This window comes from Streptomyces sp. NPDC006140 (assembly GCF_040628815.1).
Classification (GTDB): Bacteria; Actinomycetota; Actinomycetes; order Streptomycetales; family Streptomycetaceae; genus Streptomyces.
Window position 1 is genome coordinate 206,834 of record NZ_JBEXTS010000004.1, and the last position, 26,214, is coordinate 233,047.

Annotated in this window: 18 protein-coding genes and 1 pseudogene; 7 read left to right on the forward strand and 12 right to left on the reverse strand. The window is 73.5% G+C overall.

Features of this window, described 5'->3' with window-relative positions; genetic code table 11:
- Positions 1-60: 60 nt before the first annotated feature.
- Complete coding sequence (locus ABZ386_RS13675) at positions 61-924, forward strand: aminoglycoside phosphotransferase family protein (protein WP_358964786.1); 864 nt, start codon at positions 61-63, stop codon at positions 922-924.
- 18 nt (positions 925-942) lie between these two features.
- Here ABZ386_RS13675 and ABZ386_RS13680 read toward each other — a convergent pair whose 3' ends face one another.
- From ABZ386_RS13680 to ABZ386_RS13695, 4 genes are all read right to left on the reverse strand, one after another.
- Positions 943-1,668, reverse strand: coding sequence for a 3'-5' exonuclease (locus ABZ386_RS13680; protein ID WP_351334797.1), 726 nt, complete (start codon positions 1,666-1,668; stop codon positions 943-945).
- Positions 1,669-1,799: 131 nt separating this feature from the next.
- Positions 1,800-3,071 (reverse strand): SAV2148 family HEPN domain-containing protein, encoded by a 1,272-nt coding sequence (locus tag ABZ386_RS13685; protein ID WP_355715583.1) that lies wholly within the window; start codon positions 3,069-3,071, stop codon positions 1,800-1,802.
- A 72-nt stretch (positions 3,072-3,143) separates the two neighbouring features.
- Entirely contained in the window at positions 3,144-4,478 is a 1,335-nt protein-coding gene (locus ABZ386_RS13690) for a copper amine oxidase (RefSeq protein ID WP_358964787.1), read from the reverse strand.
- 61 nt (positions 4,479-4,539) lie between these two features.
- Positions 4,540-5,340: a Tat pathway signal sequence domain protein gene (locus ABZ386_RS13695; protein WP_355715537.1), complete on the reverse strand. Its 801-nt coding sequence runs from the start codon at positions 5,338-5,340 to the stop codon at positions 4,540-4,542.
- A 181-nt stretch (positions 5,341-5,521) separates the two neighbouring features.
- Between ABZ386_RS13695 and glgX the strand changes: the two genes are divergently transcribed.
- Positions 5,522-7,663, forward strand: a complete 2,142-nt coding sequence (gene glgX / locus ABZ386_RS13700) for a glycogen debranching protein GlgX (protein WP_358964788.1) — start codon at positions 5,522-5,524, stop codon at positions 7,661-7,663.
- A gap of 115 nt (positions 7,664-7,778) precedes the next feature.
- A complete protein-coding gene (treY, locus tag ABZ386_RS13705; RefSeq protein ID WP_356673195.1) occupies positions 7,779-10,148 on the forward strand; it encodes a malto-oligosyltrehalose synthase in 2,370 nt (789 codons plus the stop codon).
- A gap of 2 nt (positions 10,149-10,150) precedes the next feature.
- Here treY and ABZ386_RS13710 read toward each other — a convergent pair whose 3' ends face one another.
- Positions 10,151-11,089 (reverse strand): LysR family transcriptional regulator, encoded by a 939-nt coding sequence (locus ABZ386_RS13710; RefSeq protein WP_358964789.1) that lies wholly within the window; start codon positions 11,087-11,089, stop codon positions 10,151-10,153.
- Between the two features lie 111 nt (positions 11,090-11,200).
- Here ABZ386_RS13710 and lpdA point away from each other — a divergent pair, with 111 nt between their 5' ends.
- Both lpdA and ABZ386_RS13720 read left to right on the forward strand, forming a co-directional pair.
- The gene (lpdA, locus tag ABZ386_RS13715) at positions 11,201-12,619 is read left to right on the forward strand and encodes a dihydrolipoyl dehydrogenase (RefSeq protein WP_351334781.1); all 1,419 of its coding nucleotides are present in this window, start codon (positions 11,201-11,203) and stop codon (positions 12,617-12,619) included.
- A gap of 185 nt (positions 12,620-12,804) precedes the next feature.
- Entirely contained in the window at positions 12,805-14,055 is a 1,251-nt protein-coding gene (locus ABZ386_RS13720; RefSeq protein WP_351334778.1) for a M14 family zinc carboxypeptidase, read from the forward strand.
- Positions 14,056-14,101: 46 nt separating this feature from the next.
- On the opposite strand, the pseudogene ABZ386_RS13725 reads toward ABZ386_RS13720, so the two are convergent.
- Positions 14,102-15,455: pseudogene (locus ABZ386_RS13725) on the reverse strand (M14 family zinc carboxypeptidase).
- A 176-nt stretch (positions 15,456-15,631) separates the two neighbouring features.
- A complete protein-coding gene (locus ABZ386_RS13730; RefSeq protein ID WP_351334775.1) occupies positions 15,632-16,183 on the reverse strand; it encodes a DUF1707 and FHA domain-containing protein in 552 nt (183 codons plus the stop codon).
- A 173-nt stretch (positions 16,184-16,356) separates the two neighbouring features.
- Here ABZ386_RS13730 and treZ point away from each other — a divergent pair, with 173 nt between their 5' ends.
- Positions 16,357-18,102, forward strand: coding sequence for a malto-oligosyltrehalose trehalohydrolase (gene treZ, locus ABZ386_RS13735; protein WP_356499854.1), 1,746 nt, complete (start codon positions 16,357-16,359; stop codon positions 18,100-18,102).
- 31 nt (positions 18,103-18,133) lie between these two features.
- Here the strand turns inward: treZ and ABZ386_RS13740 are convergent, their stop codons facing one another.
- Positions 18,134-19,126 carry an aminoglycoside phosphotransferase family protein gene (locus tag ABZ386_RS13740; RefSeq protein ID WP_358964900.1) on the reverse strand — a complete coding sequence of 331 codons (993 nt, stop codon included), beginning with the start codon at positions 19,124-19,126 and terminating at the stop codon, positions 18,134-18,136.
- A gap of 47 nt (positions 19,127-19,173) precedes the next feature.
- Positions 19,174-20,301: an aminopeptidase P family protein gene (locus tag ABZ386_RS13745; RefSeq protein ID WP_356499856.1), complete on the reverse strand. Its 1,128-nt coding sequence runs from the start codon at positions 20,299-20,301 to the stop codon at positions 19,174-19,176.
- A 184-nt stretch (positions 20,302-20,485) separates the two neighbouring features.
- Here ABZ386_RS13745 and ABZ386_RS13750 point away from each other — a divergent pair, with 184 nt between their 5' ends.
- Complete coding sequence (locus ABZ386_RS13750) at positions 20,486-21,241, forward strand: phosphodiesterase (RefSeq protein WP_356670725.1); 756 nt, start codon at positions 20,486-20,488, stop codon at positions 21,239-21,241.
- On the opposite strand, the gene ABZ386_RS13755 is transcribed toward ABZ386_RS13750, so the two are convergent.
- The 3 genes from ABZ386_RS13755 to cyc2 all read right to left on the reverse strand — a co-directional run bounded on the left by ABZ386_RS13755 (position 21,234) and on the right by cyc2 (position 26,140).
- Positions 21,234-21,797 (reverse strand): PDZ domain-containing protein, encoded by a 564-nt coding sequence (locus ABZ386_RS13755; protein WP_351334766.1) that lies wholly within the window; start codon positions 21,795-21,797, stop codon positions 21,234-21,236. The two genes, ABZ386_RS13750 and ABZ386_RS13755, sit on opposite strands and share 8 nt — an antisense overlap.
- A 184-nt stretch (positions 21,798-21,981) precedes the next feature.
- Positions 21,982-23,850, reverse strand: coding sequence for an O-aminophenol oxidase PhsA (gene phsA / locus ABZ386_RS13760; RefSeq protein ID WP_356670074.1), 1,869 nt, complete (start codon positions 23,848-23,850; stop codon positions 21,982-21,984).
- Positions 23,851-23,974: 124 nt separating this feature from the next.
- On the reverse strand, positions 23,975-26,140 hold the full coding sequence (cyc2, locus tag ABZ386_RS13765; RefSeq protein WP_351334763.1) for a germacradienol/geosmin synthase Cyc2: 2,166 nt from the start codon (positions 26,138-26,140) through the stop codon (positions 23,975-23,977).
- Positions 26,141-26,214 lie beyond the last annotated feature (74 nt).

A 26,214-nucleotide genomic window follows, 5' to 3' on the forward strand; every position in this document is an offset into this window, starting at 1 on the left:
GACACTGACCGGCGGATGGCCGGAACACGACGGCACGGGCCGGGACGACGGAGGCGGACGATGGACGAGGCACGGGCGCGGGACGTACTGGCGGTGGCGGGGGTGCTGCCCGGCGCCGCCCGGGAGGCGCGGCTGCTCGCCCTGGGCGAGAACGCGGTGTTCGCCGCCGGTGACCTGGTCGTGAAGGTGGGCCGTGATGCCGAACTCCTCGACCGGGCGCGCCGCGAGCTGAACATCGCGGAGTGGCTCGCCGAGGCCGGGGTGCCGGCGGTGCGGGCGGCCGAGCCGAAGGCGCTGCTGGTGGACGGGCACCCGGTGACGGTCTGGCACCGGCTGCCGGAGGCCGTACGGCCCGCGGAGCCGCGGGATTTGGCCGAACTGCTACGGGTCGTGCACGCCACTCCTCTTCCCCCCTTCGAACTGCCGCCCCGCGATCTGCTGGGCGGTGTGGAGCGCTGGCTGCGGCTCGCGGGTGATGCGATCGATCCGGCGGACGCGGCGTATCTGCGCGCCCGGCGGGACGGGTTCGCCGCGCAGGCCGCCGCGCTGACGCCGCACCTGCCGCCGGGGCCGATCCACGGCGACGCGCTGCCGCGCAATGTGCACGTCGGGCCGGACGGGCCGGTGCTGGTCGACCTGGAGACCGTCTCCTCGGACCTGCGTGAGCACGATCTGGTGGTGATGGCCCTCTCCCACGACCGGTACGGGCTCCCCGAAGAGGCTTACGCGTCCTTCACCGAGGCCTACGGGTGGGACGTACGGGTGTGGGAGGGGTGCTCGGTACTGCGCGGGGCGCGGGAGACGGCCAGTTGTGCGTGGGTGGCCCAGCACGCGCCGGGCAACCCGAAGGCGCTGGCCGAGTTCGAGCGGCGGGTGAAGTCCTTGCAGGACGGGGACGAGTCGGTGCGCTGGTATCCGTTCTGAAGGCCGGGAAGCCCGCCGCTAGCGGACCGGCTCGTCCGCCCACTCCCGCAGCGGCCAGACCCCGTCGACCAGGGCCGTCGCGTCGCCCTTGCCGCGCAGGAAGCTCTGGAAGTCCGCCGCCCACTGCGCGTACCACTCGATCTGGCGGCGGTGCAGGGCCGCCGGGCCGAGGGAGGCGATCTTGGGGTGGCGGTCGGCTATCGCGGAGGCCAGGCGGGCCGCCGCGAGGGCGTCGGCCATGGCGTCGTGGGCGGATTCGAGGACCACGCCGTACTCGGCGCAGACCGCTTCGAGGTTGCGTTTGCCGCGGCGGTAGCGGTCGACCCAGCGGTCGATCGTGTACGGGTCGATGACCGGGGCGGGGTCCATGCCGCCCAGGCGGTCGCGCAGGGACGGCAGGCCGTACCTGCGCAGCTCGGCGGAGAGGAGGGTCAGGTCGAAGGCCGCGTTGTAGGCGACGACCGGTACGCCCGTCTTCCAGTAGGAGGTGAGGACGTCGGCGAGGGCGTCCGCCACCTGGTCGGCGGGCCTGCCCTCGGCCGCCGCCCGCTCGTTGCTGATGCCGTGCACCGCCACCGCGTCCTCGGGGATCGGCACCCCCGGGTCGGCCAGCCACTCCCGGCGCCCTATCGGCTTTCCGTCCCTGACCTCGATCACGGCGCCCGTGACGATGCGCGCCTCGCGCGGATCGGTGCCCGTCGTCTCCAGGTCGAAGCCGATCAGCAGCTCCCGGTGCCAGCCCATGGGCGGGCCCCCCTTCTTGTGGTGCGTTCCCCCAGTGGTCTCCACCCTCCCACGCACCACTGACAATCAGAGGATCGCGTTCCGCTTGTCCGCGACGCCGGCCGCGGAAGCACCGCCTGTCCGGGCACAGTTCACGACACCGGCCGCGAATCCGCCCACATCACCTCGAACTCCTCGCGATACGTGGGAAAGAGGCCACTTTCATCCACCTCGCCCGACTTGACCACCTTGCCGCTGTTGCGCAGGACGAACACCGGCGCCTCCATCCCGCGCGTCCGGCGCAGGTAGTTCTGCACGACCGCGATGCCGTCCGCGCCGTCGCCGTCGACCAGGTAGGCCGTGAAGCGGGGGGTCTCGTCGAAGACCTGGATCTCGAAGGCGCCCGGGTCGCGCAGCCGGGCCCGCACCCGGCGCATGTGCAGGATGTTCATCTCGACGGCCCGGCTCAGCTCGCCGCGCTTGATGCCGAGTTCGCGCTCGCGCCGCTTGACCGCGCTGGAGGCCGGGTTGAGGAACAGCAGCCGCACCCGGCAGCCCGACTCGGCCAGCCGCACCAGGCGGCGGCCGGAGAAGTTCTGCACGAGCAGGTTCAGGCCGATGCCGATGGCGTCGAGGCGGCGGGCGCCGCCGAAGATGTCCTCGGCCGGGAACTGCCGCATCAGCCGCACCCGGTCCGAGTGGACGGCGACCACGTCGGCGTACCGGTCGCCCACCAGGTCCTCGACCGCGTCGACGGGCAGCCGCCGCGCGGACGGCACGTCACCGCCCGCGCCGAGCATCTCCAGCAGCCGGGCGGAGGCCCGCTCGGCCTGGTTCAGCACGGCCTCGGACAGGGCCCGGTTGCGGGAGACCACGTTCCGGGTGACCTCCAGCTCGTCCAGGGCGAGTTCGACGTCGCGGCGGTCGTCGAAGTAGGGCTCGAAGCAGGGCCAGTGCTGCACCATCAGCTCGCGCAGTTGGGGCAGGGTGAGGAAGGACAGGACGTTGTCGTCGGCCGGGTCGAGCAGATAGCCCTTGCGGCGGCTGACCTCGCGCACCGCGACCGCGCGCTGCACCCACTCCTGCCCGGCGGGTCCGGCGGCGGCCACCACCCAGTCGTCGCCGTGGACGGGTTCGTAGACGGGGCGCAGTACGGCCGCCACGACCGCGCGCAGCCGCTGCTCGACGAGGTTCAGCCAGATGTAGGCCCGGCCGGCCCGCTGCGCGCGGGTGCGCACCTCGCGCCAGGCGTCGGCGCCCCAGTCCAGTTCCGGACCGATCGAGCCCGACGCGTCCATCGGCCGTGCCAGGGACACGGCACCGGTCGGGACGTCTGTGGAGTTCCCCTCGTGACCCTCGTCACCAGGGGGCAGCTCCAGCCCTCCCGAGCCCACCCGCGCACCGCCTTCCGCTCCCCTGAGCACTCCCCTTGTCAACGATCAAGGAAGGGTACTCCGGGAGCGGTCGGCGGTGCAGCCGGATGGGCAGGGTCGATCTCAACGGCGCGGCTCCCAGTGGCCGTTCTGCCAGCCGAGCCCGGCCGGAGTGAGCGGATTCATAGCGGTGACGTCGCGCGGGGCGATGGAGAATCCCTGCCAGTGCACGGGCATGGGCTGCTGGTCCTCGTCCCGGGCTATGTGGTGGAAGCCGATGTTCATCCAGACCACGGGGTGCTTGAGGGCCTGTCCGTTCACCCACTTGTCGACGGAGGTGCCGGCTCCGCGCCCGCAGTCGCCGGGGTTGTTGCTGGCGAACAGCTCGCACTTGTCGTACTGGGTGACGTACAGGTCGTGCTTGGTGAAGCCGCGGCCCGGGTACTTGGTGGTCGGTCCGGGGACGATCTCGTAGGAGCGGGGGTGCCCGTCCTTGTTCTTGCCGGCCGCGCTGACCACGCGCCACCAGCGGTAGTTCCTGCTGTCCCCGGCGAGTTCCCTGGTGATCCTGGTGCGGGTGGTCTTCGTGGTGGGGGCCTGCCGGCCCCGGGCGGGCGCGGTGACGGTGGAGTCGTACTGCTCGACGGTGTTCTTCGTGGAGCCGTCCAGTGCGAAGTCGAGCCGCCAGAAGGCGTTGTGGCTGTGGCTGGTGGCCTGGGCCTTCGCGCCCTTGCCGATCGGCCAGCCGCGGCCGTCGCCGGCGTCGTAGTCGTCCCAGGACAGGCTGCCGGTGGCGCCGACGTTCATGGTGATCGCGCCGTCGTCCTGGAAGCGCCACTCGGTCATGTACTCGTACCAGCCGACCTGGTTCACGGTGTAGACGAGGAGGTCCTTGCCCGCGGCCTGGTAGACCTGGTTCGCGGTGTCGCCCTGCATGCGGTAGGCGTGGCCGCGGGAGCGGGTGGTGGTGCACAGGCCCTTGATCGTCGGGGTCCCGTTGACGGAGTCGGGGACCTTGACCGTCTTGATGGTGCCGCCGGGGCACTCGCCGGGTGCCAGGTTCATCAGGCCCTGGGCGAAGTCGAAGCCGGTGAGGTCGTCGTATTCGATGGTGCCGTCGTCGTAGGGGACGTGGATCTGGCCGAGCCGGGCGCTGTTGAGGATCTTGATCGGCCTGCGTTCGCCCTTGGGCTGGTAGGAGATGTCCTCCAGGACGAGGCCGGCCTTGCTGTCGTGGCGCCAGCACATCCGCCAGGTGGTGCCGGTGGAGAGCTTCTGTTCGATGCGGTGGGCGGCGCCGCAGTAGGCCGCGGCCGCCGCGGGGGCGGCCTGCGGCCGGGCGGGGGCAGGTCCGGCGGTGGCCGGTCCGGCGCCGGCCGTGGCGCCGGCGGCGAGCGCGGCCACGGTCAGGCCCACGGCCGCCCGGGTGCGGGTCGTGCTGGTGCTGTTCACGCGCATGGCGAGGTGACTCCCTGACAGGAGGAGCGAGCGAGGTGGACTGGTGAGCGCAGGGGGCCGGTCAGCCGAGGCGGGCGACCTTGCGGGCGCTCAGGTCGATCACCAGCGACCTGGCGTCGACCCACGGCCCGTTCTTGATCTTCGGGAACAGCCGCACGCAACGGTGCTCGCCGCAGCGGTCGAGGGCGGCGGGCTGGGCGCCCGGCGCGGCCCGGTAGACGGCGCCGCTGAGCCGCAACTGGTCCGGGGAGGTGAGCTCCTTGCCGGTGGCGTCCCGGTAGTCGGCCTTCAGGTCGGTGCCCAGCGGGTCGGCGATCAGCAGGGCGGCCGCCTCGGCCTTCTCGGCACGGCTGAGGGGCGGCTGGACACCGCGCTGGGTGCCGGTCCGCACCACCTTGCCGGTGCCGAGGTCGACGGTCCGGGTGACGAGGGTGTCGTCCCGGTAGTCGTAGAACGTCACGTCGGCGCGCCGGGGCGCGTCCGGGTCGCCGACCTCGTCGGACTCCGGTTCGGCGAGGTCGACGCCGAGGCGCTGCGGGCCGCGGTCCCCGTCGACGCTCTCGCCGGCCTGGAAGAGCTGCCGGCTGAGGGCGATCTTCGCGGCCCGCTCCAGCTCGTCGTCGGTGAGCGGATCCCGGCCCTCGCCCTTCTCCTGGTCGGCCGGAGCCTGCTCGACGACCCCCGGGGCCACCGCCCGGCCCGGCGCGTCCTGCTGCCGGACGGACCGCGCCGCCCCGGTCCCCGTGTCGTCCGCCCCCGCCGTGCCCGGCAGGGTGATCCCTACCATCACGGCGGTCCCGGCCACCGCGACGGCCGTACCGGCCACCACCTTGCCCAGGTGGCGGTGCACTATGTTGCGCACAACTTCCCCCTGCTCCCCCAACAGCCCCGGGAGTGCGTGTTTGCCCCACTGGTTCGGCATACCGCGTATGCACTGGTCACTCGGTAAGAGGGAGATAAGTCATAGGAGGTTCCCTCACTTTCGGGGAGACTCGGGGCCCAGGCGTCCCCACCGGCGCCGCACACCTGAAAGAGTCGTATCCATGCAGGTCTGGCCTGGCGAGGCGTATCCACTCGGTGCCACGTACGACGGCGCCGGTACCAACTTCGCGGTCTTCACGGAGGCCGCGGACCGAGTAGAGCTGTGTCTGCTGCACGACGACGGCTCGGAGACGGCGATCGAGCTCCGCGAGAGCGACGCGTTCGTCCGGCACGCGTACGTGCCGGGCATCATGCCCGGGCAGCGGTACGGGTTCCGGGTGCACGGCCCGTACGCACCGGAGCACGGGCTGCGGTGCAACTCCGCGAAGCTGCTGCTCGACCCGTACGCGCGTGCGATCAGCGGCTCGATCCACTGGGGCGAGGAGGTCTACGGCTACCACTTCGACGATCCCGGCCGGCGCAACGATCTCGACTCGGCGCCGCACACCATGACCTCGGTCGTGGTCAACCCCTACTTCGACTGGGGCGACGACCGGCGCCCGCGCACCGAGTACCACCACACGGTGATCTACGAGGCCCACGTCAAGGGCCTCACCATGCGCCACCCGGGGCTCCCGGAGGAGCTGCGGGGCACCTACGCGGCCCTCGCGCACCCGGCGATCATCGAGCACCTCACCGAGCTCGGGGTCACCGCCCTGGAGCTGATGCCCGTACACCAGTTCGTGAACGACCACCGCCTGGTCGACATGGGCCTGAACAACTACTGGGGCTACAACACCATCGGCTTCTTCGCCCCGCACAACGCCTACGCCTCCTGGGGCGACCGGGGCCAGCAGGTGCTGGAGTTCAAGTCGGCGGTGAAGGCGCTGCACGAGGCCGGGATCGAGGTGATCCTCGACGTGGTCTACAACCACACGGCCGAGGGCAACCACCTGGGCCCGACCCTGTCCTTCAAGGGCCTGGACAACCCGCGCTACTACCGGCTGACCGACGACCCCCGCTACTACATGGACACGACAGGGACCGGGAACTCCCTGCTCATGCGCTCCCCGCACGTGCTCCAGCTGATCATGGACTCGCTGCGGTACTGGGTCACGGACATGCACGTGGACGGGTTCCGCTTCGACCTCGCTGCGACGCTCGCCCGGCAGTTCCACGAGGTGGACCGGCTGTCGTCGTTCTTCGACCTGGTGCAGCAGGACCCGGTGGTCTCCCAGGTGAAGCTGATCGCCGAGCCGTGGGACGTGGGCGAGGGCGGCTACCAGGTGGGCAACTTCCCGCCGCTGTGGACCGAGTGGAACGGCAAGTACCGGGACACCGTGCGGGACCTGTGGCGGGGCGAGCAGCGCACGCTCGCGGAGTTCGCCTCGCGGCTGACCGGCTCGTCCGACCTGTACCAGGACGACGGGCGCCGGCCGCTGGCCTCCATCAACTTCGTGACCTGCCACGACGGCTTCACGCTGCACGATCTGGTGGCGTACAACGACAAGCACAACGAGGCCAACGGCGAGGACAACCGGGACGGCGAGAGCCACAACCGGTCCTGGAACTGCGGGGTCGAGGGCGAGACCGACGACCCGGACGTGCTGCGGCTGCGGGCCCGGCAGATGCGGAACTTCATCGCGACGCTGATGCTGTCCCAGGGCGTGCCCATGATCAGCCACGGCGACGAGTTCGCCCGCACCCAGCGCGGCAACAACAACGCCTACTGCCAGGACAACGAACTGGCCTGGGTGGAGTGGCCGGAGGACGGCGAGGACGGCGAGGACGCCCAGGGGAGTCCGAGCCGGGAGCTGCTGGCCTTCACGCGCGCGATGGTGTGGCTGCGCAGGGACCACCCGGTCTTCCGCAGGCGGCGCTTCTTCCACGGACGGCCCGTGGAGGGCACCCACGACGACCTGTCCGACATCGCCTGGTTCACCCCGGAGGGCCGGGAGATGACCCAGCGGGACTGGGACTCGGCGCAGGCCTCGGCGCTGACGGTGTTCCTCAACGGCAACGCGATCTCCGAGCCGGACGCGCGCGGGGAGCGCATCACCGACGACTCGTTCCTGCTGATGTTCAACGCCTCGCCCAAGCCGCTGGAGTTCGTGGTGCCGGTCGACCACGGGCGGCAGTGGGAGGTCGTCGTGGACACGGCGCTCCCGGAGGGCGTGCCGGCGGACACCGGCCCGAAGGTGCAGGCCGGGGACCGGCTGACCCTGGCGGACCGGAGCCTGACGGTGCTCCAGCGGCCCGTGTGACCACCTCCTCGTGAGCCGTCGCGTCGTCCGGAAAGAGCCACTCGTCCGGGCGACGCGCGGCGCACCTGGCGCGAGGGATGACACGAACGGCGGTGGGGCGGGTACGTACGTTTCCATGACACCTGAGCGACCTGACCCGGTGGTGCCCACGGCCACGTACCGGCTGCAGCTGCAGCCCGAGTTCCCGTTCGGAGCAGCCGCGGCCGTCGTGCCGTACCTGGCCTCGCTCGGCGTCTCGCACCTGCACCTGTCCCCCGTCCTGGAGGCGGTGCCGGGCTCGACGCACGGCTACGACGTCGTCGACCACGCGCGCGTGCGCGAGGAGCTGGGCGGCGAGGAGGGGCTTCGGGCGCTGGCGCGCACCGCGCGCGGGCACGGACTCGGGCTGGTGGTGGACATCGTCCCGAACCACATGGCCATGTCCCCGCGCCACAACCGGGCCCTGTGGGAGGTGCTGCGCGAGGGCCCGAAGTCGCCGTACGCGCGCTGGTTCGACATCGACTGGGAGGCCCAGGACGGCCAGGTGCTGGTGCCGGTCCTCGGCGGACCGCTGGGCGACGTGCTCGGCGACCTGCGCGTCGACGGGGACGTCCTGCGCTACCACGACCACGTGTTCCCGCTGCGCGAGGGCACCGAGGACCTGCCGCTGCCGCATCTGCTGGACGCTCAGTGGTACCGGCCCGTGTGGTGGCGGCTGGCCCGGACCGAGCTGAACTACCGGCGGTTCTTCAGCATCTCGGAACTCATCGGGGTGCGGGTGGAGGACCCCGAGGTGTTCGAGGCCACCCACGACAAGATCCTCCAGCTCCTGCACGAGGGCGTGATCGACGGGCTGCGCATCGACCACCCCGACGGGCTGGCCGACCCCGACGGCTACCTCACGCGGCTGCACGAGGCGACGGGGGGCCGCTGGACGGTCGTGGAGAAGATCCTGGCCGACGGCGAGCACCTGCCGGCCTCCTGGCCCGTCGCGGGCACCACCGGCTACGACGCCCTGCGGCACGTGGACGGGGTCTTCACCGACCCGGCCGGATTCGGGGACCTCCTGGGGCAGTACCGGCGGTTCGCGGCCCCCCAGACGGACCGGGGCGGGCAGTGGGCGGCGACGGTGCGGCGGGCGGCGTACAAGGTCCTCACGCACGAGCTGGCGACCGAGACGGACCGGCTGGTGCGGGTGGTGGCCCGGCTGTGCGCGGCCTCGCCGGAGCCGGCGCTGCGCGACCGCGCGCCCTGGGCGCTGCGGACCGCGCTCCAGGAGCTGCTGGTGCGCCTGGAGGTCTACCGGCCCTACGAGTCGGTCGACGCGGCGGCCGTGGTCACCGAGGAGGCCGCGGCCGAGGCCCGGCTCGCCTTCGCCGTGCCCGAGGAGGCCGGCGCGGTGGACGTCGTACGGGACCTGGTACTGGGGCGGTACGGCGACGGGCCCGCGCAGGTGGAGTTCCGGACGCGGTTCGCGCAGACGTCGTCGGCGCTGCGGGCGAAGTCCGTGGAGGACACGGCGTTCTACCGCTATGTGCCGCTGCTGTCGGCCACCGAGGTGGGCGGCAACCCGGGGAGCCCCGCCCTGTCGCCGGAGGAGTTCCACGCGTACTGCGCGCGCGTGCAGCGGGACTGGCCGGTGACCGGGACGGTGGCCTCGACGCACGACACCAAGCGCAGCGCGGACGTCCGGGCGGCGCTGCACGTGCTCACCGAGTGCCCGGACCGCTGGGCGGACGTGCTCGCCGAGGTGACGCGCACCGGCGAGGGCGTGCCGGACGCGCAACTGGCGTGGGCGGCCTGGCAGACGGTGTTCGGGCTCGGCCCGGCGTCCGGGTCCGCCGAGCGGGTACAGGGCGCGCTGCTGAAGCACGTGCGCGAGGCGGGCCTGTACACGAGCTGGACCGAGCAGGAGCCGTCGTACGAGGAGGCGGTGGCGCGGTTCGTGGCGGCCGGTCCGTGCGGGGCGCCGGGTGAGCGGATCGCCGCGTTCCGGGACTCCCTGGAGCCGCACATCCGGGCCAACGTGCTGGGCACGGCCCTGGTGCAGCTGACGATGCCGGGGGTGCCGGACGTCTACCAGGGGACGGAGGCCGAGTACCGGGCGCTGGTCGACCCGGACAACCGGCGGGCGGTGGGCTTCCCGCCCGAGGAGGCCGGGGGCGGCTCCGCGGAGAAGGCGGCGGTGACGCGGGCGGCGCTCGGGCTGCGGGCCCGGCGGCCGGACGCGTTCGGCGACACGGCGACCTACATGGCGCTGCCGGCGGAGGGCGCGGCGGCTCGGCACTGCCTGGCGTTCGCCCGGTCCGGGGAGGTCGTGACGGCCGTGACCCGCCTGTCGCTGCGGCTCGCCGAGGCGGGCGGCTGGCGGGACACCGTGCTGCCCCTGCCGCCGGGCCGCTGGGCGGACGTGCTGGAGCCGGGCCGGGAGTTCACGGGGCACGCGCGCGTGGCGGAGCTGTTCGCGGGTCTCCCCGTGGCGCTGCTGGAGAGGGCGGGCGACTGAGCTCAGGCGACAGCCGGGCCGTCCTGGGGGCAGTCCTCGTACTCCCTCAGGGGGACGGGAAGGCGCGGCCACGCCGAGCGCAGCAGGTCCACGAACGCCTCCGCCGCGCCCGTCGGGGGGACGCGCGAGAAGACCGTGACCGTGCGCCGCCACGCCGGGTCGGGGGTGAGGACGACACCGCCCTCGCCGACCGCGTCCCGGACGAGGGGCGCGGGCGCGGCGCAGACGCCGACGCCCGCCGCTGCCATCCGTACCGCCGTCGAGGTGTGCTCGGTGAACACGGCGGTGCGCGGGGAGAAACCGGCGCGTCCGCACGCCCAGTCGAGGAAGCGCTCGCCGTGGACGACCGGTTCCATGGCGCAGCGCACCCAGGGGCGGTCGGCCAGCTCCGGCAGCGTCACCGTCGTACGGCCCGCGAAGCGGTCGTCGAAGGGCACCACGAGGACGATGTCCTCCTCGCCGACGGGTATGACGGTGCCCGGCCAGTCCACGGGCGCCGGGCCGACGGCGAGGTCGGCGGTGCCGCGCTCGACCTGCTCCTCCAGTGCCTGCGAGGTGGCGTACTCGTGGAGGTGCAGCAGCACGCGCGGGTGGGCGGCGCGCCAGCGCGCGAAGACGTCCGGGAGGACGCCGACGGCCACGGAGTGCACGGCGGCGACATGGAGTTCGCCGCCCTCCGCGCCGGCGGCGGCCCGGGCCGCGCGGCGGGCCTGGACGGCGCTGCGCACGGCCAGCTCGGCGTGCGGCCGGAAGGCGCGTCCCATCGGGGTCAGGCGCACGCCGCGCGGCATGCGCTCCAGGAGCGCGCCGCCGACCGCCCGCTCCAGGGCCTTGATCTGGTGGGACAGCGCGGGCTGCGAGACGTGCAGGACCTCCGCCGCGCGGGTGAAGGACGCCTCCTGAAGGACCGTCAGGAAGTACTCCATCTGCCGCAGGCTCAAGGCCCCTCCCCCAAGAACGCCTTCAAGGCCCCTCCCCCATAAACGCCCTGCATCGGTTCCACAAGAACATTGCCTTGGACTCATGGCAAGGGCCGGGCGGAGGCTGTGGGCATGGACTCACCCGACGTCATCGTCATCGGCGGCGGCACCGGCGGTTACAGCACCGCCCTGCGCGCCGCGGCCCTCGGTCTGCAGGTCGTGCTCGTCGAGCGGGACAAGGTCGGCGGGACCTGTCTGCACCGCGGCTGCATCCCGAGCAAGGCGATGCTGCACGCGGCCGAACTCGTCGACGGCATCGCCGAGGCGCGTGAACGCTGGGGCGTGAAGGCGACCCTGGACGCCGTGGACTGGCCGGCGCTGGTGGCCACCCGGGACGACATCGTGGCCCGCAACCACCGAGGGGTGGAGGCGCATCTCGGGCACGCGGGCGTGCGGGTGATCGCGGGGAGCGCCCGGCTGACGGGGCCGCGGTCCGTGCGCGTGGCGGGTGCGCACGGCGAACCCGGCGTGCAGGACCTCTCCGCGCGCCGTGGGCTGGTGCTCGCGACCGGCTCACGACCGCGCACGCTCCCGGGGCTCGAACCGGACGGGCGGCGCGTGGTGACAAGCGACGACGCCCTCTTCGCGCCCGGGCTCCCGGCGTCCGTGCTGGTGCTCGGCGGGGGCGCGATCGGCGTGGAGTACGCCTCCTTCCACCGCTCCCTGGGCGCCGAGGTCACCCTCGTGGAGGCAGCGGAGCGGATCGTGCCGCTGGAGGACGCCGAGGTGAGCCGTCATCTGACCCGCGGTCTGAAGAAGCGCGGCATCGACGTCCGGGCCGGTGCACGGCTGCTGGACGCCGAGGTCCTCGACGACGGGGTGCGCGCCCGGGTGCGCACGGACCGGGGCGAGACGCTCACGGTCGCGGCGGAGCGGCTGCTGGTGGCGGTCGGCCGGGCCCCGGTCACCGACGGCCTGGACGTGGCAGCCGCGGGCCTCGCCACGGACGGGCGCGGTTTCGTCGTGCCGGCCGACTGGGACCGGCTGGAGACGGCCGTGCCCGGCGTCCACGTCGTGGGCGACCTGCTGCCGCCGCCGTCGCTCGGACTGGCCCACGCCTCGTTCGCGGAGGGGCTGCTGGTGGCCGAGACGCTGGCCGGTGTGCCCTCCGCTCCGGTGGACTACGCGGCGGTGCCCCGTGTCACGTACTCGTCGCCGCAGACCGCGGCCGTGGGGCTGACCGAGGCCGAGGCACGCGCGCGTGGGCACGAGGTGGTGACCAACAGCATGCCGCTGACCGCCGTGGCGAAGGGCATGGTGCACGGGCGGGGCGGCCTGGTGAAGGTCGTCGCCGAGGCCGGCGGACGCGTGCTGGGCGTGCACCTGGTGGGCCCGCACGTGTCGGAGATGATCGCCGAGAGCCAGCTGGTCGTCGGCTGGGACGCGGAGCCGTCCGACGTGGCCCGGCACGTCCACCCGCACCCCACCCTGTCCGAGGCGGTCGGCGAGGCGTTCCTGACCCTGGCGGGACGGGGGCTGCACCAGCGGTAGTCGTCCCGTGCCGGTGGCGCGTCCGGTGCCGGTGGCGCGTCCCGTGCCGCCCGGGCCGGTCGCGCCGCCCGTGCCGCCCGGGCCAGTGCTTCCGGGCGCCCCCTGGAGCCTCCCCCGTCGCGCCCTTGACACCGCCCCATGGCCGTGGGGTACTGCGATTGCGAACTCGGGCGGATGTGACGGGGGTGAGTGTCCTGCCGGAGCTGCGCTACCCGACGGTGACCGAACTGGTCTCTGCTGCCCGGGCGTTGACCGCCCACCGCCCCGGTGTGTGCACCCTGCGGCAGGTGGGTTCCTCGCGGGCGGGCAGACCTCTGCACCTGCTGTCCGTGGGCCGGGCCCGCCGCGCGGTGCTGGTGGTCGCCGGCGCCCACGCCAACGAGCCGACCGGATCCTGCACCCTGCTCGCGGTCGCCCGGCGGGTGCTGGAGCAGCGGGAGCTGCGCGACGGCATCTCCTGGCACTTCCTGCTGTGCGCGGACCCGGACGGGGCGAGCCTGCATGTGACGCCGGCGCCGCGCAGCCTGTTCGACTACCACCTCGGCTTCTTCCGCCCCGCAGGGCCCGAGCAGCCGGAGTGGGCCCCGTCCGTGCTGCCGCCGGACCGGCTGCCGCCCGAGACCCGGGCCCTGACCGGCGTCATCGACGAGCTGCGCCCCTACCTCCAGGTGACCCTGCACGGCACGGACCTGGGCGGCAGCTGGGTGCAGCTGACGAAGGACGTGCCCGGGCTCGCCGAGCCGTTCGCCAAGTCCGCGGCCGAGCTGCACATCCCGGTGGAGACCGGCGCGTCGGACGCCGCGGGCTGGCCGGCGTCCGGGCCGGGCGTGCACGTGATGCCCGCGCCGGAGGCCGGACCGGCGTACCCGAGCCTGCCCGACGACGCGCGGCACAGCACCTGGTACCACGCCCACCGGTACGGCGGGCTGACCGCCGTGGTCGAGGTGCCGATGTGGGCGAGCGACCTGGTGGACGATCCGGCTCCGCATCCGGCTCCGGCGGCGGCGATCGGCCGGCTCGCGCGCCGGCTGCAGCGCGACGCGCTGGAGGTGACGCGCGTGCTCGACGGCGCGCTGCCCCGGCTGGCGGACCTGGACGGGCCGTTGCTGCGGGCCGCCCGGTGGGGGCTGGAGCTGGTGCCGGGGCTGGCCGCCGACTTGGTCCACACCCCGCCCGCCGACCGCACCCGGGCGTACGTGGGCAGCGTGGACGCGTTCGCGCGGCGGGTGCCGCTGCGGGCGGCGGCCATGCTGCGGCGGGCGCTGCGCGGGACCGACGACCGGGCGGCGGAACAGCTCGAGGAACTCGTCGCGATGTGGAGCGATGCTTTCGCGGAACGTTTCCGCGCCCGCTGGGTGCCCTTGCAGCACCAGGTCGAGCACCAGTCCCGCACGGTGGTCGCGGCGGCGCTGCACGCGCGCGAGGAGGCCGAATAGGGAGAGCCGGCCGTAGGAAGCCGAAGAGACGGGCCCCGTCAGGGCGTCATCCCCGCCGCGTCGGCGCCGCCGCCCCGCACCCCCACCCCGGGCTCCGCCGCACCGGAGCCCGCGCGCGGGTGCCGTCCGGCCAGCTCGAACGCGGAGAGCACCACGCGCGCCTGGTACTCCGCCTGGCGGGCCACCGGGATCCAGCGCGCCCCGCAGCCGTCGCGGTAGTCGGCGCACCACTCGTCGATCAGCAGGTCCAGCTCCGGCAGGGCCCCGGCCGGGTCGCGCCCGGCGGCCCGCACGAGCTGGTGCAGCAGTCCCGCGGTGCGCAGCGCCAGCCGTCGCCCGGAGATGCGCAGGGCGGCCAGGTGGGCGCTGCTCAGGGGCGGGAGGGGGTGGGCCGCGCCGTCGCCGGTGTCCGGGTCCCAGGCGTCGGCGAGGCCGGGGCAGACCAGTAAATAGTCGTCGACCGGGGCGAGCAGGCGCGCCGCGTCGGGCACGCCGGTGAGATGCGGCCGGATCCTGGTCAGCACCTGCCGCAGGAGGGCCGTGTCGCGGCGCAGGGCGCGGCTGACGGACCGCAGCACCGCGTCCCGGTCCGCGGACGGGGAGCCGTCCGAGACGGCCGCCACGCCCCACATGGGCGCCTCGACGACCGCGGTGACGGTGCCGTGCCGGTCCGGGTGGAACCACGTCGACTCGACGGCGGCCTCCGTGATGGCCGCCGCCAGGCCGGCCCGGCGCGGCGGCGGGATCAGGTAGACGGCGGGTCCGAGGCCGGGCCAGTACAGGGCGTCGTAGGCGCCGAGTTCGCGGGGGATGCCGAGCCGGGCGGCGATGCGGGTCAGGCGCCGGTCGAGTCCGGGCAGGTCGTGGGTGAGTTCGACGAAGCCGCCGCCGACGTCGACGCCGTGCAGGGAGCACTGGAGGAACGGCCGCAGTTCGTCCTGGACGTCGAGGAGGGCACGGGTCTCCGGCAGGGCGGCGCCGGCCGCGCCGTCGGGCAGCCACTCGGGCTGTTCCAGGAAGCCGGGCCGGAAGAAGTTCCGGAAGTACCGGCCGAGCGTGTAGGGGCCGGTCAGCCAGCCCTCGTTGCGGCGCGAGCCGTCCGGGTCGAGGCACAGCAGCAGGTTCCAGGTGGCGTCGGCGGCCTCGGTGAGCCGCGGGTCGGCCAGGGCCCGCTCGGCCAGGCGCAGCACGGTGGCACCGCCCACGGGTTCGTTGGCGTGGGGGCCCGCGACGACCAGGGCCTGGCGGCTGCCGTGGCCGACGGAGAGCAGCCACAGCGGTGTGCCCGCGCGGGAGGTGCCGACCCGGCGCAGCCGGGCGTCACGGGGACGGCGGGCGACGAGGGCGGCGGCCCGGGCGCCCAGTTCGTCGACGGTCGGGTAGCGCGGCAGGGGCGGCAGGGCACACCTCCCCCATGCGATGCCGTCGGTTCACCAGGTGTAGATGGCGTACGCACAGTCAGTCACGACTTCAGGGGTACGTCAACACCATGGAGGGCAAAGGCATTTGAGCCACGCCCCGGGCATCGACACCTGGTAATCCCCAGGCCAGGGCTGAGGTGGGGCTCACTTTCCGGTCAGTCGGCCGACAGCCGGAACATCATCCGCCCGAAGCCCACCTGGTCGCCCTCGCGGACGACGGCGGCGCCGACGACCCGCCGTCCGTTGACCGTCGTGCCGTTGGTGGAGCCGAGGTCCCGCAGGACCCACATGCCGCCCTGGTGGCGCAGTTCGGCGTGCACGCGGGAGACCGTCTCGTGGTTGAGGCGCAGTCCGCTGGCGGGGTCGCGGCCTATGCGCAGCGGGTGGCCGTGGGCCGGGTGGGGCAGCAGCAGTTTGGGCAGCTTCTCGGCCTGCCACGCCCTGCGCAGCCGTACGGTGAACCCGGAGACCGCCTCGACGGTGCCGAACACCACGCGGGAGAACCGGCTCTCCGTGGGCAGGTCGGCGGTGAGCACCGCCAGCTCGTCCGCGCGGCGGGCGGCGAGCGCCAGTTCCATGCGGCGGATGAACGTGTCGTGGGACAGGCGGCCCAGGGCGACGCCGTCGCGGAGCACCTGCAGCGCCCTGTCGCGCTCCGCGTCGGAGAGCCGCGCGGGGTACGTGTTGAACTCGAAGGACGACGTCACGCTCGTGATTGTCGGGCAGCGCGGCCGGGCTGTCCAGGAAACGGGAAAACGCCCGCCACGCACGCGTACCCGGCGAGACCCGCCGCAAATGGGTGGATGCGCCAGCGGATTGATCGCGTTTGACGCACCATGGACGGGCTACATCACGGTGAGCAGACGAAGGGGAACCGTCCGTGCAGTTCGAGGTGTGGGCACCGCAGGCCGGCCGAGTGACGCTCGAGTGCGACGGCGTCACGCGCGCGTTGGAGCGCGATCCGGAACGGGTGGGGTGGTGGCGGGGCGAGGCCGAGGCGCGCGACGGGTCCCGGTACGGTTTCGCGCTCGACGACGGTCCCGTGCTGCCCGATCCGCGCTCGCGCCGGCAGCCCGACGGCCCGGACGGGCTGAGCGCGGTCGTCGACCACGAGCGGTACGCGTGGCGCGCGGCGTGGCAGGGGCGGCCGCTGGCCGGGGCGGTGCTGTACGAGCTGCACGTGGGCACGTACACGCCCGAGGGCACCCTGGACGCGGCGGCCGAGCGGCTCGGCCATCTCGCCGAACTGGGCGTCACGCACGTGCAGCTGATGCCGCTGTGCCCCTTCCCGGGCACGCACGGCTGGGGCTACGAGGGCGTCTCGCTGTGGGCGGTGCACGAGCCGTACGGCGGGCCCGAGGCGCTGAAACGCTTCGTCGACCGGGCCCACGAACTCGGTCTGGGCGTGGTGCTCGACGTGGTGCACAACCACTTCGGCCCGTCCGGCAACTACCTGCCGGTCTTCGGCCCGTACCTCACGGACACGCACCACACGCCCTGGGGGGCCGCGGTCAACCTGGACGCGCCCGGCTCGGACGAGGTGCGCGGGTATCTGATCGGCAGCGCGCTGGCGTGGCTGCGGGACTACCGGCTCGACGGGCTGCGCCTGGACGCCGTGCACGCGCTGGTGGACACGCGCGCGTGCCACTTCCTGGAGGAGCTGTCGGCGGCCGTGGACGCCCAGGCCGCGGAGGTGGGCCGGCCGCTGTTCCTGGTCGCCGAGTCGGATCTGAACGACCCGCGGCTCATCACCTCCCGCGCGGAGGGGGGCCTCGGGCTGCACGCGCAGTGGAACGACGACTTCCACCACGCCCTGCACACCACGCTGACGGGCGAGTCGCAGGGCTACTACGCCGACTTCGCGCGCGCTCCCCTCGCCGGGCTCGCCAAGACCCTCACCGGCGGCTACTTCCACGACGGGACGTACTCCAGTTTCCGCCGGCGGCACCACGGACGCCCGCTGGACCGCACGCGCGTGGCCGGGCACCGGCTGCTCGGCTACAGCCAGACCCACGACCAGGTCGGCAACCGCGCCCAGGGAGACCGGCTTTCGGCCCTGGTCTCCCCCGGGCTGCTCGCCTGCGCGGCCACGCTGATCCTGACGGCGCCGTTCACGCCGATGCTGTTCATGGGCGAGGAGTGGGCGGCCGGCACACCCTGGCAGTTCTTCACCGACCACACCGACCCGGAGCTGGCGGACGCCGTACGGCGGGGCAGGCGGCGGGAGTTCGCCGCGCACGGCTGGAAGGAGGAGGACGTTCCCGACCCGCAGGACCCGGCGACCCGGGACCGCTCCTGCCTGGACTGGTCCGAGCCGGAACGCGAGCCCCACGCGCGCGTGCTGGCCTGGTACCGGCGGCTCCTCGCCCTGCGCCACGAGCAGGCCGACCTGACCGATCCCGACCTCGCCGACACCAAGGTCGCCTACGACGAGGAGCGCCGCTGGATCGCCTTCCGGCGCGGGGACGTCCTCGTGGCGGTGAACCTGGCGCCGGAGCCGGCCGCGCTGTCGCTCGGCGTGCCCCGCGCGCGCGTGCTGGCCGCCTGGGAGCCCGTCGAGACACCCGGGGACGACGGGGTGCTGCACCTTCCCGGCGAGTCGGGCGTGGTGCTCGTCCAGGACTGAGGCGTGTCACGGTGTTCCGCCGCCCGCCCCGCTACAGGGCGTCGTCGGTGTCCCTCAGGTCCGTCACCCGTTCCAGCAGGATCGGCTCCCAGGCGCGGCGCAGCCGGGTCCGCTGCAGGGTGGCGTCCTTGCCGGTGGTGAGGGCCTCGGCGAGGTGGACGACGGTGTCGCAGCGGGCGAGCCACAGGCCGCGCAGGCACGGCCGGGCGCCGTAGCCGGCGAGGGTGGCGGCGCGTACGGCGGCGGGTGAGCCGACGGCGAGGGCGAGGCCCGCGATGTCCTCGGCCGGGTCGCCGACGACCGCGCGGGCCCAGCCGAGGACGCCGCGCACCCGCCCGTCGGCGCTGACCACGAGGTGGCCGCCCGTCAGGGCGTGGTGGGTGAGGACGGCCGAGCCGGGCTGGGCGGCGAGCTGGGCCGCGCCGGGCGGGGTGAGCTGGTGCAGGCGGGCGGCGTCGAACTCGTCGGCCTCGGCGAGGCGTTCGGCGGCGCGTACGGCGGCCCGGCGCAGCGCCTCCAGGGACCGCGGCACGACGCGCGGCACGCCGAGGGTCTCGGCCTGCCGTACCGGCACCTCGCGCAGGCCGGTGAGCAGTCCGGCGAGGTCGGCCTCGCCGAGGGCGGACACGTCGTGCTCCTCGCCCGAGCCGCCCGGCACCTTGGTGTCCAGGGTGTAGCTCAGCCCGGTGGCCCACTCGCCGTGCGCCACGCTGGCCGGCACGGCCACCGGGACGTGCGGGCGGACGAGGTCGCGCAGGCGCAGTTCGCGGCGCTGGCGTGCGGTGGCCTCGCGGTCGGGGGCGAGGCGCAGCACGTGGCGGGTGCCGACCCACCAGGTGGCGGGTTCGGCGCCCTCGGTGGCGGGCCGGACGTCGGGGCCGCCGCTCGTCGCGGTCTCCCCGCCGCCCGCGCCGCGCTTGCCGTTCCTGCCGTTCCTGCCGTCCTTGCCGTCCTTGCTGTCTTTGAGCAGGGAGCGGACCAGTCGGCGGACGGTGTCCTCGGTGGGTGTGGGTGCCTGGGTCATGGTCGCGCCGTTGCCGTTCGGGAGGCGTGGTGGGGACATCGGTGGCGTCACTCCACTATGACCAGCTCGCGGGTGGTGGTGTTCAGGCGCCGCCCGCCGTCCTCGGTGACGGTCACGATGTCCTCGATGCGTACGCCGAACCGGCCGGGCAGGTAGATGCCGGGTTCCACGGAGAAGCACATGCCGGGGACGAGGGGCCGCTCCTCGCCCTCGATCATGTACGGCGGCTCGTGGGTGGTGACGCCGATGCCGTGCCCGGTGCGGTGGATGAAGTACGCGCCGTACCCGGCGTCCGCGATGACCGCGCGGGCGGCCCGGTCGACGTCCTGGCAGGCGGCGCCCGGGCGCACGGCGCGGAAACCGGCCTCCTGGGCGGCGCGCACGATGTCGTGGACACGGCGTTCCTCGTCGGTGGGTTCGCCGACGTGGACCGTGCGGGAGGTGTCGGAGCCGTAGCCGTCCTTCAGGCCGCCGAAGTCGAGGACGACCATGTCGCCGCGCTCGATGACGCGGTCGCCGGCCTCGTGGTGCGGGTTGGCGCCGTTCGGGCCCGAGGCGACGATGGTGAAGTCGACCTGCTCGTGGCCGTGCCGGCGCAGCAGCCGGTCGAGGTCCGCGGCCACCTCGGACTCCCGGCGGCCCGCGAAGGGGACGTTCCGGATCTCCTCGAAGGCCGCGTCGGCGGCGGCTCCCGCGGCCGTCATGAGCTCCAGTTCGGCCGCGTCCTTGACGGCGCGCAGCATGGGCAGGGCCTCGGTGAGCGAGGCGTACGAACTGCCGGGCAGGGCCTGCTGGAGGGCCAGCAGGTGCAGGGCCCAGGCGTTGTCGCTGATGCCGAACCGGCCGCGGGGGTCGAGGAGTGCGGCGGTCGCGGCGTAGGGGTCCTTGCCGTCGGTCCAGTCGCGCAGGGTCAGTGCGGGTGCCCCGGCCGCCTGCTGCGCGTCCGGGGCCTCCAGGGCGGGGACGACGAGGACGGGGTCCTGCCCGGCGGCGAGGACCAGCAGGGTGAGCCGCTCGGTGACCGCCGGTGGCGTGTAGCCGGTGAGCCACACCAGGTCGGGGCCGGGGGCCACCAGCAGGCCCGCGAGACCGGCCTCGGCGGCCGCCCGCGCGGCGCGCTCCAGGCGGGCCCGGTAGTCGTCGGCGGTGAAGGACGCGGCCGTGCTTCCGGTCATCCGGGCCTCCCAGGACGGACGAAGGGCTACGGGCAGCATCCTGCCCGGCCGGAGGGGGCGGCGCGAGCCGTCTGCGGGGATCACCCCCGCCTCTCCACGGACGGAAGAGGATTGCCCGGACGGCAAGGCTAATGCTTAGATTCCCTTCATTCATTAGATCCTCGAATCGAGAGGGCGTGCGACCGTGCTCGTACTCGCACACATCAGCGATCTGCATCTCGACGGGAGCGCGCGGGCGACGGAACGCGCCGAGCGGGTGCGCGACCGGCTGTGGGAGCTGCCGGGGCAGGTGGACGCGCTGCTGGTGACGGGCGACATCGCGGACCACGGCACGGAACCGGAGTACGAGGAGGCCGCCCGCATCCTGGGGCTGCGCGAGGGCGACGCGCCGTTCCCGGTGCTCACCTGCCCGGGCAACCACGACAGCCGCGCGCCCTACCGCAAGGGGCTGCTGGGGCTGCCGGGGACCGAGGAGCCGGTCAACAGTGTGCAGGTCTTCGACGACGGTGCCGTGCTGATGTGCGACTCCAGCGTCCCGGGCCGCGACGACGGGGAGCTGGACGCGGCGACGTACGACTGGATCGAGACGACCCTCGACGAACTCGACGGCAGCCTTCCGGCCCTGCTCGCCTTCCACCACCCGCCGGTGGCGCTGCACCACCCCCTGCCCGACGCCTACCCGCTGCGGGACCCCGGCCGGCTGGCCGGGCTGCTGGAGCGCCGGCCCGAGATCGTCGGGCTGGTCACCGGCCACGCGCACACCGCCGCCGCCACCTCGTTCGCGGGCCGGCCGCTGGTCGTCGGACCCGGTGTGACCTGGACGCTGCGGCTGCCCTGGGAGGGCGAGCAGGCCGCGGACCGGGAGGCGCCGCCAGGGCTGGCCTTCCACGTCCTGGACGACGCGGGGCGGCTCACGAGCCACTTCCGCGTGGTCACGTGACGACGGCGGGGACGACCGTCAGCTGCCGGTAGCCGCCGCTGCGGTGCCGCACCGTCAGCTTCACCTCCCGGCCCGGACGGGCCCGGGCGACGGCTCGCACCAGGTCGGCGGCCGTGTCGATACGGGTCGTGCCGAAGTTCAGCAGGACGTCGCCGCGCACCAGGCCCGCCTGCTGCGCCGGCCCGGGGACGTGCAGCCCGACCACCACGGCCCCGGGCTTGCGGGCGTCCATGACCTGCACGCCGAGGGTCACGGCGACGGGCGCGTGCCCGGACGCGGCGGCGGACGGCGAGGGACGGGTGAGCGGGGGCGTGTGCCACCCGCGCGGGTCGAGGACCGCCCTCTGGCCGGCCACCGTGGCGCCCATCGCTCCCAGGCCGATGCCGGACAGCACCAGGACGGCGCCGGCGAACCCGGCGAGCAGCACGTTGAGCAGCCGCCGCCCGCGCCGCCGGGCGGCGTGCGGGCGGCGGCGAGGCGGTCCGGACCCCGCCGCCGACGACGACTCGGGCTCCTGGCCCGGCATCGGCTTGGGTCGCAGCGCGGTCTGTTCCATGGCTCGCCTCCGGGTGGTGCCGATCGCCTCCGGCGGATGCCGGAACGATCTCGGCAGGTGCTCTACCCGGCCCGTCGGCGGCCGACGAGCCACGAACGAGTGAGACTGCGCGGCCCCGGACGAGTGACCCCGGGCCGGTGACCCCGGGACAGTGGCCCCAGGACAGTGGCCCCGGACGAGCGCTTCAGCCCGAATGCCCCTCCCCGTGCCCGCCGTGGGCCCCGCCGTGGTCGAACTTCAGCACCTGGGCGGGCATCACGACGAAGGGCCGCATCATGCCCATGTCCTCGTGCTCCAGCAGGTGGCAGTGGTACATGAACCGGCCGTGCGCGCCGTCGAACTTCCCCATGACGCGCAGCATCTGGTTCCCGGGCACCCGGAAGACGTCCTTCCAGCCGAGTTCGTTGGGCGCGAGGGGCAGCGGTGTGCCCGCGTCGTACCGGATCGGCGTGCGCGTGCCGCCCACCTCCGGGTCGAAGCCGGACACGTCGTACGCGTCGCGGCCGAGGAGCTGGAAGTCGGCCAGGTGGATGTGCATGGGGTGGACGATGGGCGCGAGGTTGAGGAAGCTCCACTGCTCGTGGCTGCCCTCGGCGAGGGTGTAGCCGAGGGCGTCGTTGAACGTCCGGGCCGTGCGCCGGTACGTCCGGGTCTTGTCGTCCGGGCCGGTGATCTGGATGATCCCGTCCGTCGGGACCCGGATGCCGCCCGCGTGCTTGACCTCGGTCATCTCCCACATCTCCGGGTGCCCGCCGGCGCCCTTGGTGGTGGGCGGCGTGAGGACGACCAGGCGGTGGCCGTGCCGGATGTCGTGGGTGAGGCGGCGGAAGGAGCCGGACAGCACCGTGGGCAGTTCGAAGGTGTCCGGCTCGCAGGACTCGCCGATCCGGAACTCCATGACGGCCGGGTACGGCACGTCACCCTGCGGGTCCGGCACGCCCGGCGGCTGGTTGCGGCCCTTGTTGACCAGGCGCAGCGTGCGGCCCGCCAGGCCCCGGAAGTCGGCCAGCAGGTCGAAGCGTTCGGCCGGGGCCGCGGTCAGGGCCGGCAGCGCCTCGTCGAAGTCGAGCGGGACGGGGCGCGGCAGCAGCCCGCCGTCGCTGCCGATCTGGCGCAGCACCCCCGGCACCGGGTTGTTCTCCTCGTCGACGAGGACGAGGTCGTAGATGCGCGCGTTGGAGGCGTTGACCAGCCGGAACCGGTACCAGCCGGCGTCCGCGTCGAGGTAGGGCCAGATACGGCCGTTGACCGTGCTGTACGGGCCGGTGAACGGGATGGAGACCGGCTTGCCCGTCTCCGGGTTCGCGTCCTGGACGATGACCGTCTTGTGCAGCAGCCGGCCGTTGAGCCGGCCGTCCTCGTCGGTGTCGAGGTTGCGGTCGGCGAGCAGCAGCGGGATCTCCCGCTTCCCGGACGGGAGGTGGAGGGCGTCCTCCTCGTCGTCGCGCACGAGGTAGGTGCCGTACAGGCCCGCCATCACGTTCCACCGGGTGATGTTCATGGCGTGGTCGTGGTACCACCACTGCACCGCCTGGTGGTCGTTCGGGTACTCGGAGAGCTGGGCGTCGCCGAAGGCGACCGCGTTGTCGGCCCAGCCGTCGTTGCCGCCGCCCGTCTGGGCGCCGTGCAGGTGGGTGACGGACCAGGCGGGCAGGGCGGCGACGTCCTTGTTCGGTTCGACTCCGCCGCGCCCCGGCTCGGTGTTCGCCTGGGGGCGGCCGTCCCGGCGCAGCTTCACCTCGACGGAGGTCACCGGGTACGCGCTGTCCTCGGGGATGCGGTTGGTCCAGGCGATGCGCACGCGCTGCCCGCGCCGGACCTCGATGGTCGGGCCCGGCACCTGGCCGTCGTAGCCCCACATCAGGGTCGGCGGGAGCTGCGGGTGCAGGCGCACCCAGGCAGGGCGCAGGGCGATCTCGGTCTCCCGCAGCACGTCGCCGGACGCGGGGCGCAGGACGGGCGGGACGGGCAGCGGCGCGACGTACGGCGCCAGTTCGGCCGGTGCGGGTGTCTGTGCTCGCGGCTCTGTGAGGTCGTCGGGCCTTTCGATGATGTCGGTCACAGTGTTCCCCCGTGTGGTGCGGTGTCTTTCTCTCCTCACCCTGGAAGACCCCCGGCTCGCCGCCGGGGGTTCCGTCCTGTCCCGTTCCGGGGTGATTTGGCTGGAAGTTGCGGTCTCAGCCGAGCGCGGGCACGGGTACGGCCGGCGGGCGGTCCGGCAGGAAGCCGTGGGCGCGCCGGGACAGCCAGGCGTCCTTGTAGCGGTCGACCTCGCGGTGCCAGTTCAGGATGCCGGACAGCCAGTTCCGCAGGTCCGCCACGTAGGTCGCCATGGCGGCCCGCGCCTCCTGCGTGAGCTGGAAGTCGTCGTACAGGATGGGCAGTTCATGCTCGACGACGTGCTCGAACTGCCGCATGCGCTGGCTCATCAGGTCGTGCACGATGCCGAGGCCGGTCGGGTAGTCGCAGCCGAAGAAGTTCTGCACGACGAGGATCGCGTTGTGGATCTCGCCCTCGAACTCGATCTCCTTCTGGTAGGAGAAGACGTCGTTGAGCAGGCACGCGAAGTCCATCGCGGCGTTCTCCAGCGACCGGACCGGGCCGCTGCGGTAGACCTCCGGCGGGATCGCCGGGCCGTGACCCAGCCGGCACAGGCTGAGGGTGAGGTCGGAGCCGAAGGTGGCCCGGCGCATCTCCAGGTAGTCGACCGGGTCGGGGATGCGGTTCTGGAGCTGGTTGGACAGCTCCCACACCCAGCTCTCGGTCATGACATTGATGGCGTCCTTGAGGGTGCGCCGCGCCGCGGGCGTCATCTCCGCGGTGGTGCGCAGCCACAGGTCGATCAGGCTGCGTTCCATGGCGTTGACCGGGACCGGCGGCTCGGCACCGTCGACCGGCATGCAGTCGGACAGGCGGGCCGTGGTCAGCCGGGCGGCGGCCAGGTCGCGGCGGTGGCCGTAGACCAGCGGGTAGTAGTCGTCGCCGTAGGTGCCCCAAGCGAGCCACTGGGAGCTGAGGTCGAGGGCCTCGGGGGTGGCGTCCGGGTCGAGGCCCGCGGCGCAGAGCGGCAGGTCGTAGGCCCTGAGCTTGTCCGCGTCCCAGACGCCCTCGGCGAGGATGCCCATCCGGGTCACCCAGTCGGTCAGGTTCCGGCGGGAGTTGTCGAGGTGCGGGCTGAGCTCCAGCGGGAACGGCATGCGGATGTCGGGGATCCGCGACGGTCCGACCTTCTGGTAGGGCACGTGCGTGTAGGAACGCAGCCGCTCGGCGCCGGCCGAGGCCAGCAGGGCGCGGACGTCGGTGCCCGAGGTGCCCATGCCGGTGAAGCCGGGCCAGGGGTTGCCCCCGCGCACGGCGTTCTCGTTCATGTAGCGGCTGGAGCGCAGATGCCATTCGTGGCCGCCGGACTGCCAGTCCTGCAGCCCCTTGGTGTACGCCGCCACGGCCGCGACCTCGTCCGGCCTCAGGCCCTTCTCCACGGCCAGCGCGGGCACTTCGGTGAACGCCGTGTGCTCGAACTGGTGGAGCCGGGAGGTGAGGACGTCGTTGACGATGTCGGCGGCCTCCTGGGTGGTGCAGCCGAAGAAGGTCTCCAGGACGAGCACGCCGTTGCTGTTCTCACCCTCCTCCTCGACCTCGCGCTGGTAGGAGAACAGGTCGTTGCGCAGGTGCACGGCGTCGGAGAACGTCTCCATCAGCACCCTGAGCGGCCTGGATCCGGCGACGGCGGCGGGCACTTCGGCGGTCGCGTACTCCACGAGCCCCGCCGACCAGGGGGCGCCGCCGACCTTGCGGCGCATCTCGATGTACTCGACGGGGTTGGCGATCCGCCCCTCGTTGATGTTGGACAGCTCCCACATCGACTCGTTCAGCAGGTGCTCGGTGGCCACGGCGAAGCGGCGGCGCCAGTCCTCGGACATCGCGGGCACCGTACGCGCCCACAGGTCGGCGAGGCCCGCCTCGACCGGGTTCTCCGGTTCCGGTACGGGGGTCGCGAGGTCCAGCGGCATGAACAGGGGCAGCCGGTCCAGGTGGGCCTTTCCGGCGGCGCGGTCCTGGCTGCGCTTGTACATCTCCAGGAAGTGGTCGTCGAAGAAGAAGACCCACACGTACCAGTCGGTGATGAGGGAGAGGGCGGGGCCGTCGCAGTCGGGGTGGGTGTAGGCGCAGAGCAGGCCGTAGTCGTGCGCGTCGAGGTCGGCCTGCTCCCAGACGCCGGATCCCTCCAGCATGCCCATCTCGCGCGCCCACTCGGTCGAGTGCGCACGGGCCTCCTCGACATGGGGGTTCAGCCGCGCGGGGTGCGGCATGTAGAAGTGCGGGAGTTCGAACGGCTGCGTCATGGCCGGGGCCCTACCCGGCACCCCGCGTCGGCATCCACGAGCCGGGACATGATCACACCATCGCGTGAATCGAC

Coding starts and splice junctions, on each gene's coding strand:
- ABZ386_RS13675 (WP_358964786.1), top strand. CDS start 61: ATGGACGAGGCACGGGCGCGGGACGTACTGGCGGTGGCGGGGGTGCTG.
- ABZ386_RS13680 (WP_351334797.1), bottom strand. CDS start 1,668: ATGGGCTGGCACCGGGAGCTGCTGATCGGCTTCGACCTGGAGACGACG.
- ABZ386_RS13690 (WP_358964787.1), bottom strand. CDS start 4,478: ATGCGCGTGAACAGCACCAGCACGACCCGCACCCGGGCGGCCGTGGGC.
- glgX (WP_358964788.1), top strand. CDS start 5,522: ATGCAGGTCTGGCCTGGCGAGGCGTATCCACTCGGTGCCACGTACGAC.
- treY (WP_356673195.1), top strand. CDS start 7,779: ATGACACCTGAGCGACCTGACCCGGTGGTGCCCACGGCCACGTACCGG.
- lpdA (WP_351334781.1), top strand. CDS start 11,201: ATGGACTCACCCGACGTCATCGTCATCGGCGGCGGCACCGGCGGTTAC.
- ABZ386_RS13740 (WP_358964900.1), bottom strand. CDS start 19,126: ATGACCCAGGCACCCACACCCACCGAGGACACCGTCCGCCGACTGGTC.
- ABZ386_RS13745 (WP_356499856.1), bottom strand. CDS start 20,301: ATGACCGGAAGCACGGCCGCGTCCTTCACCGCCGACGACTACCGGGCC.
- ABZ386_RS13755 (WP_351334766.1), bottom strand. CDS start 21,797: ATGGAACAGACCGCGCTGCGACCCAAGCCGATGCCGGGCCAGGAGCCC.
- cyc2 (WP_351334763.1), bottom strand. CDS start 26,140: ATGACGCAGCCGTTCGAACTCCCGCACTTCTACATGCCGCACCCCGCG.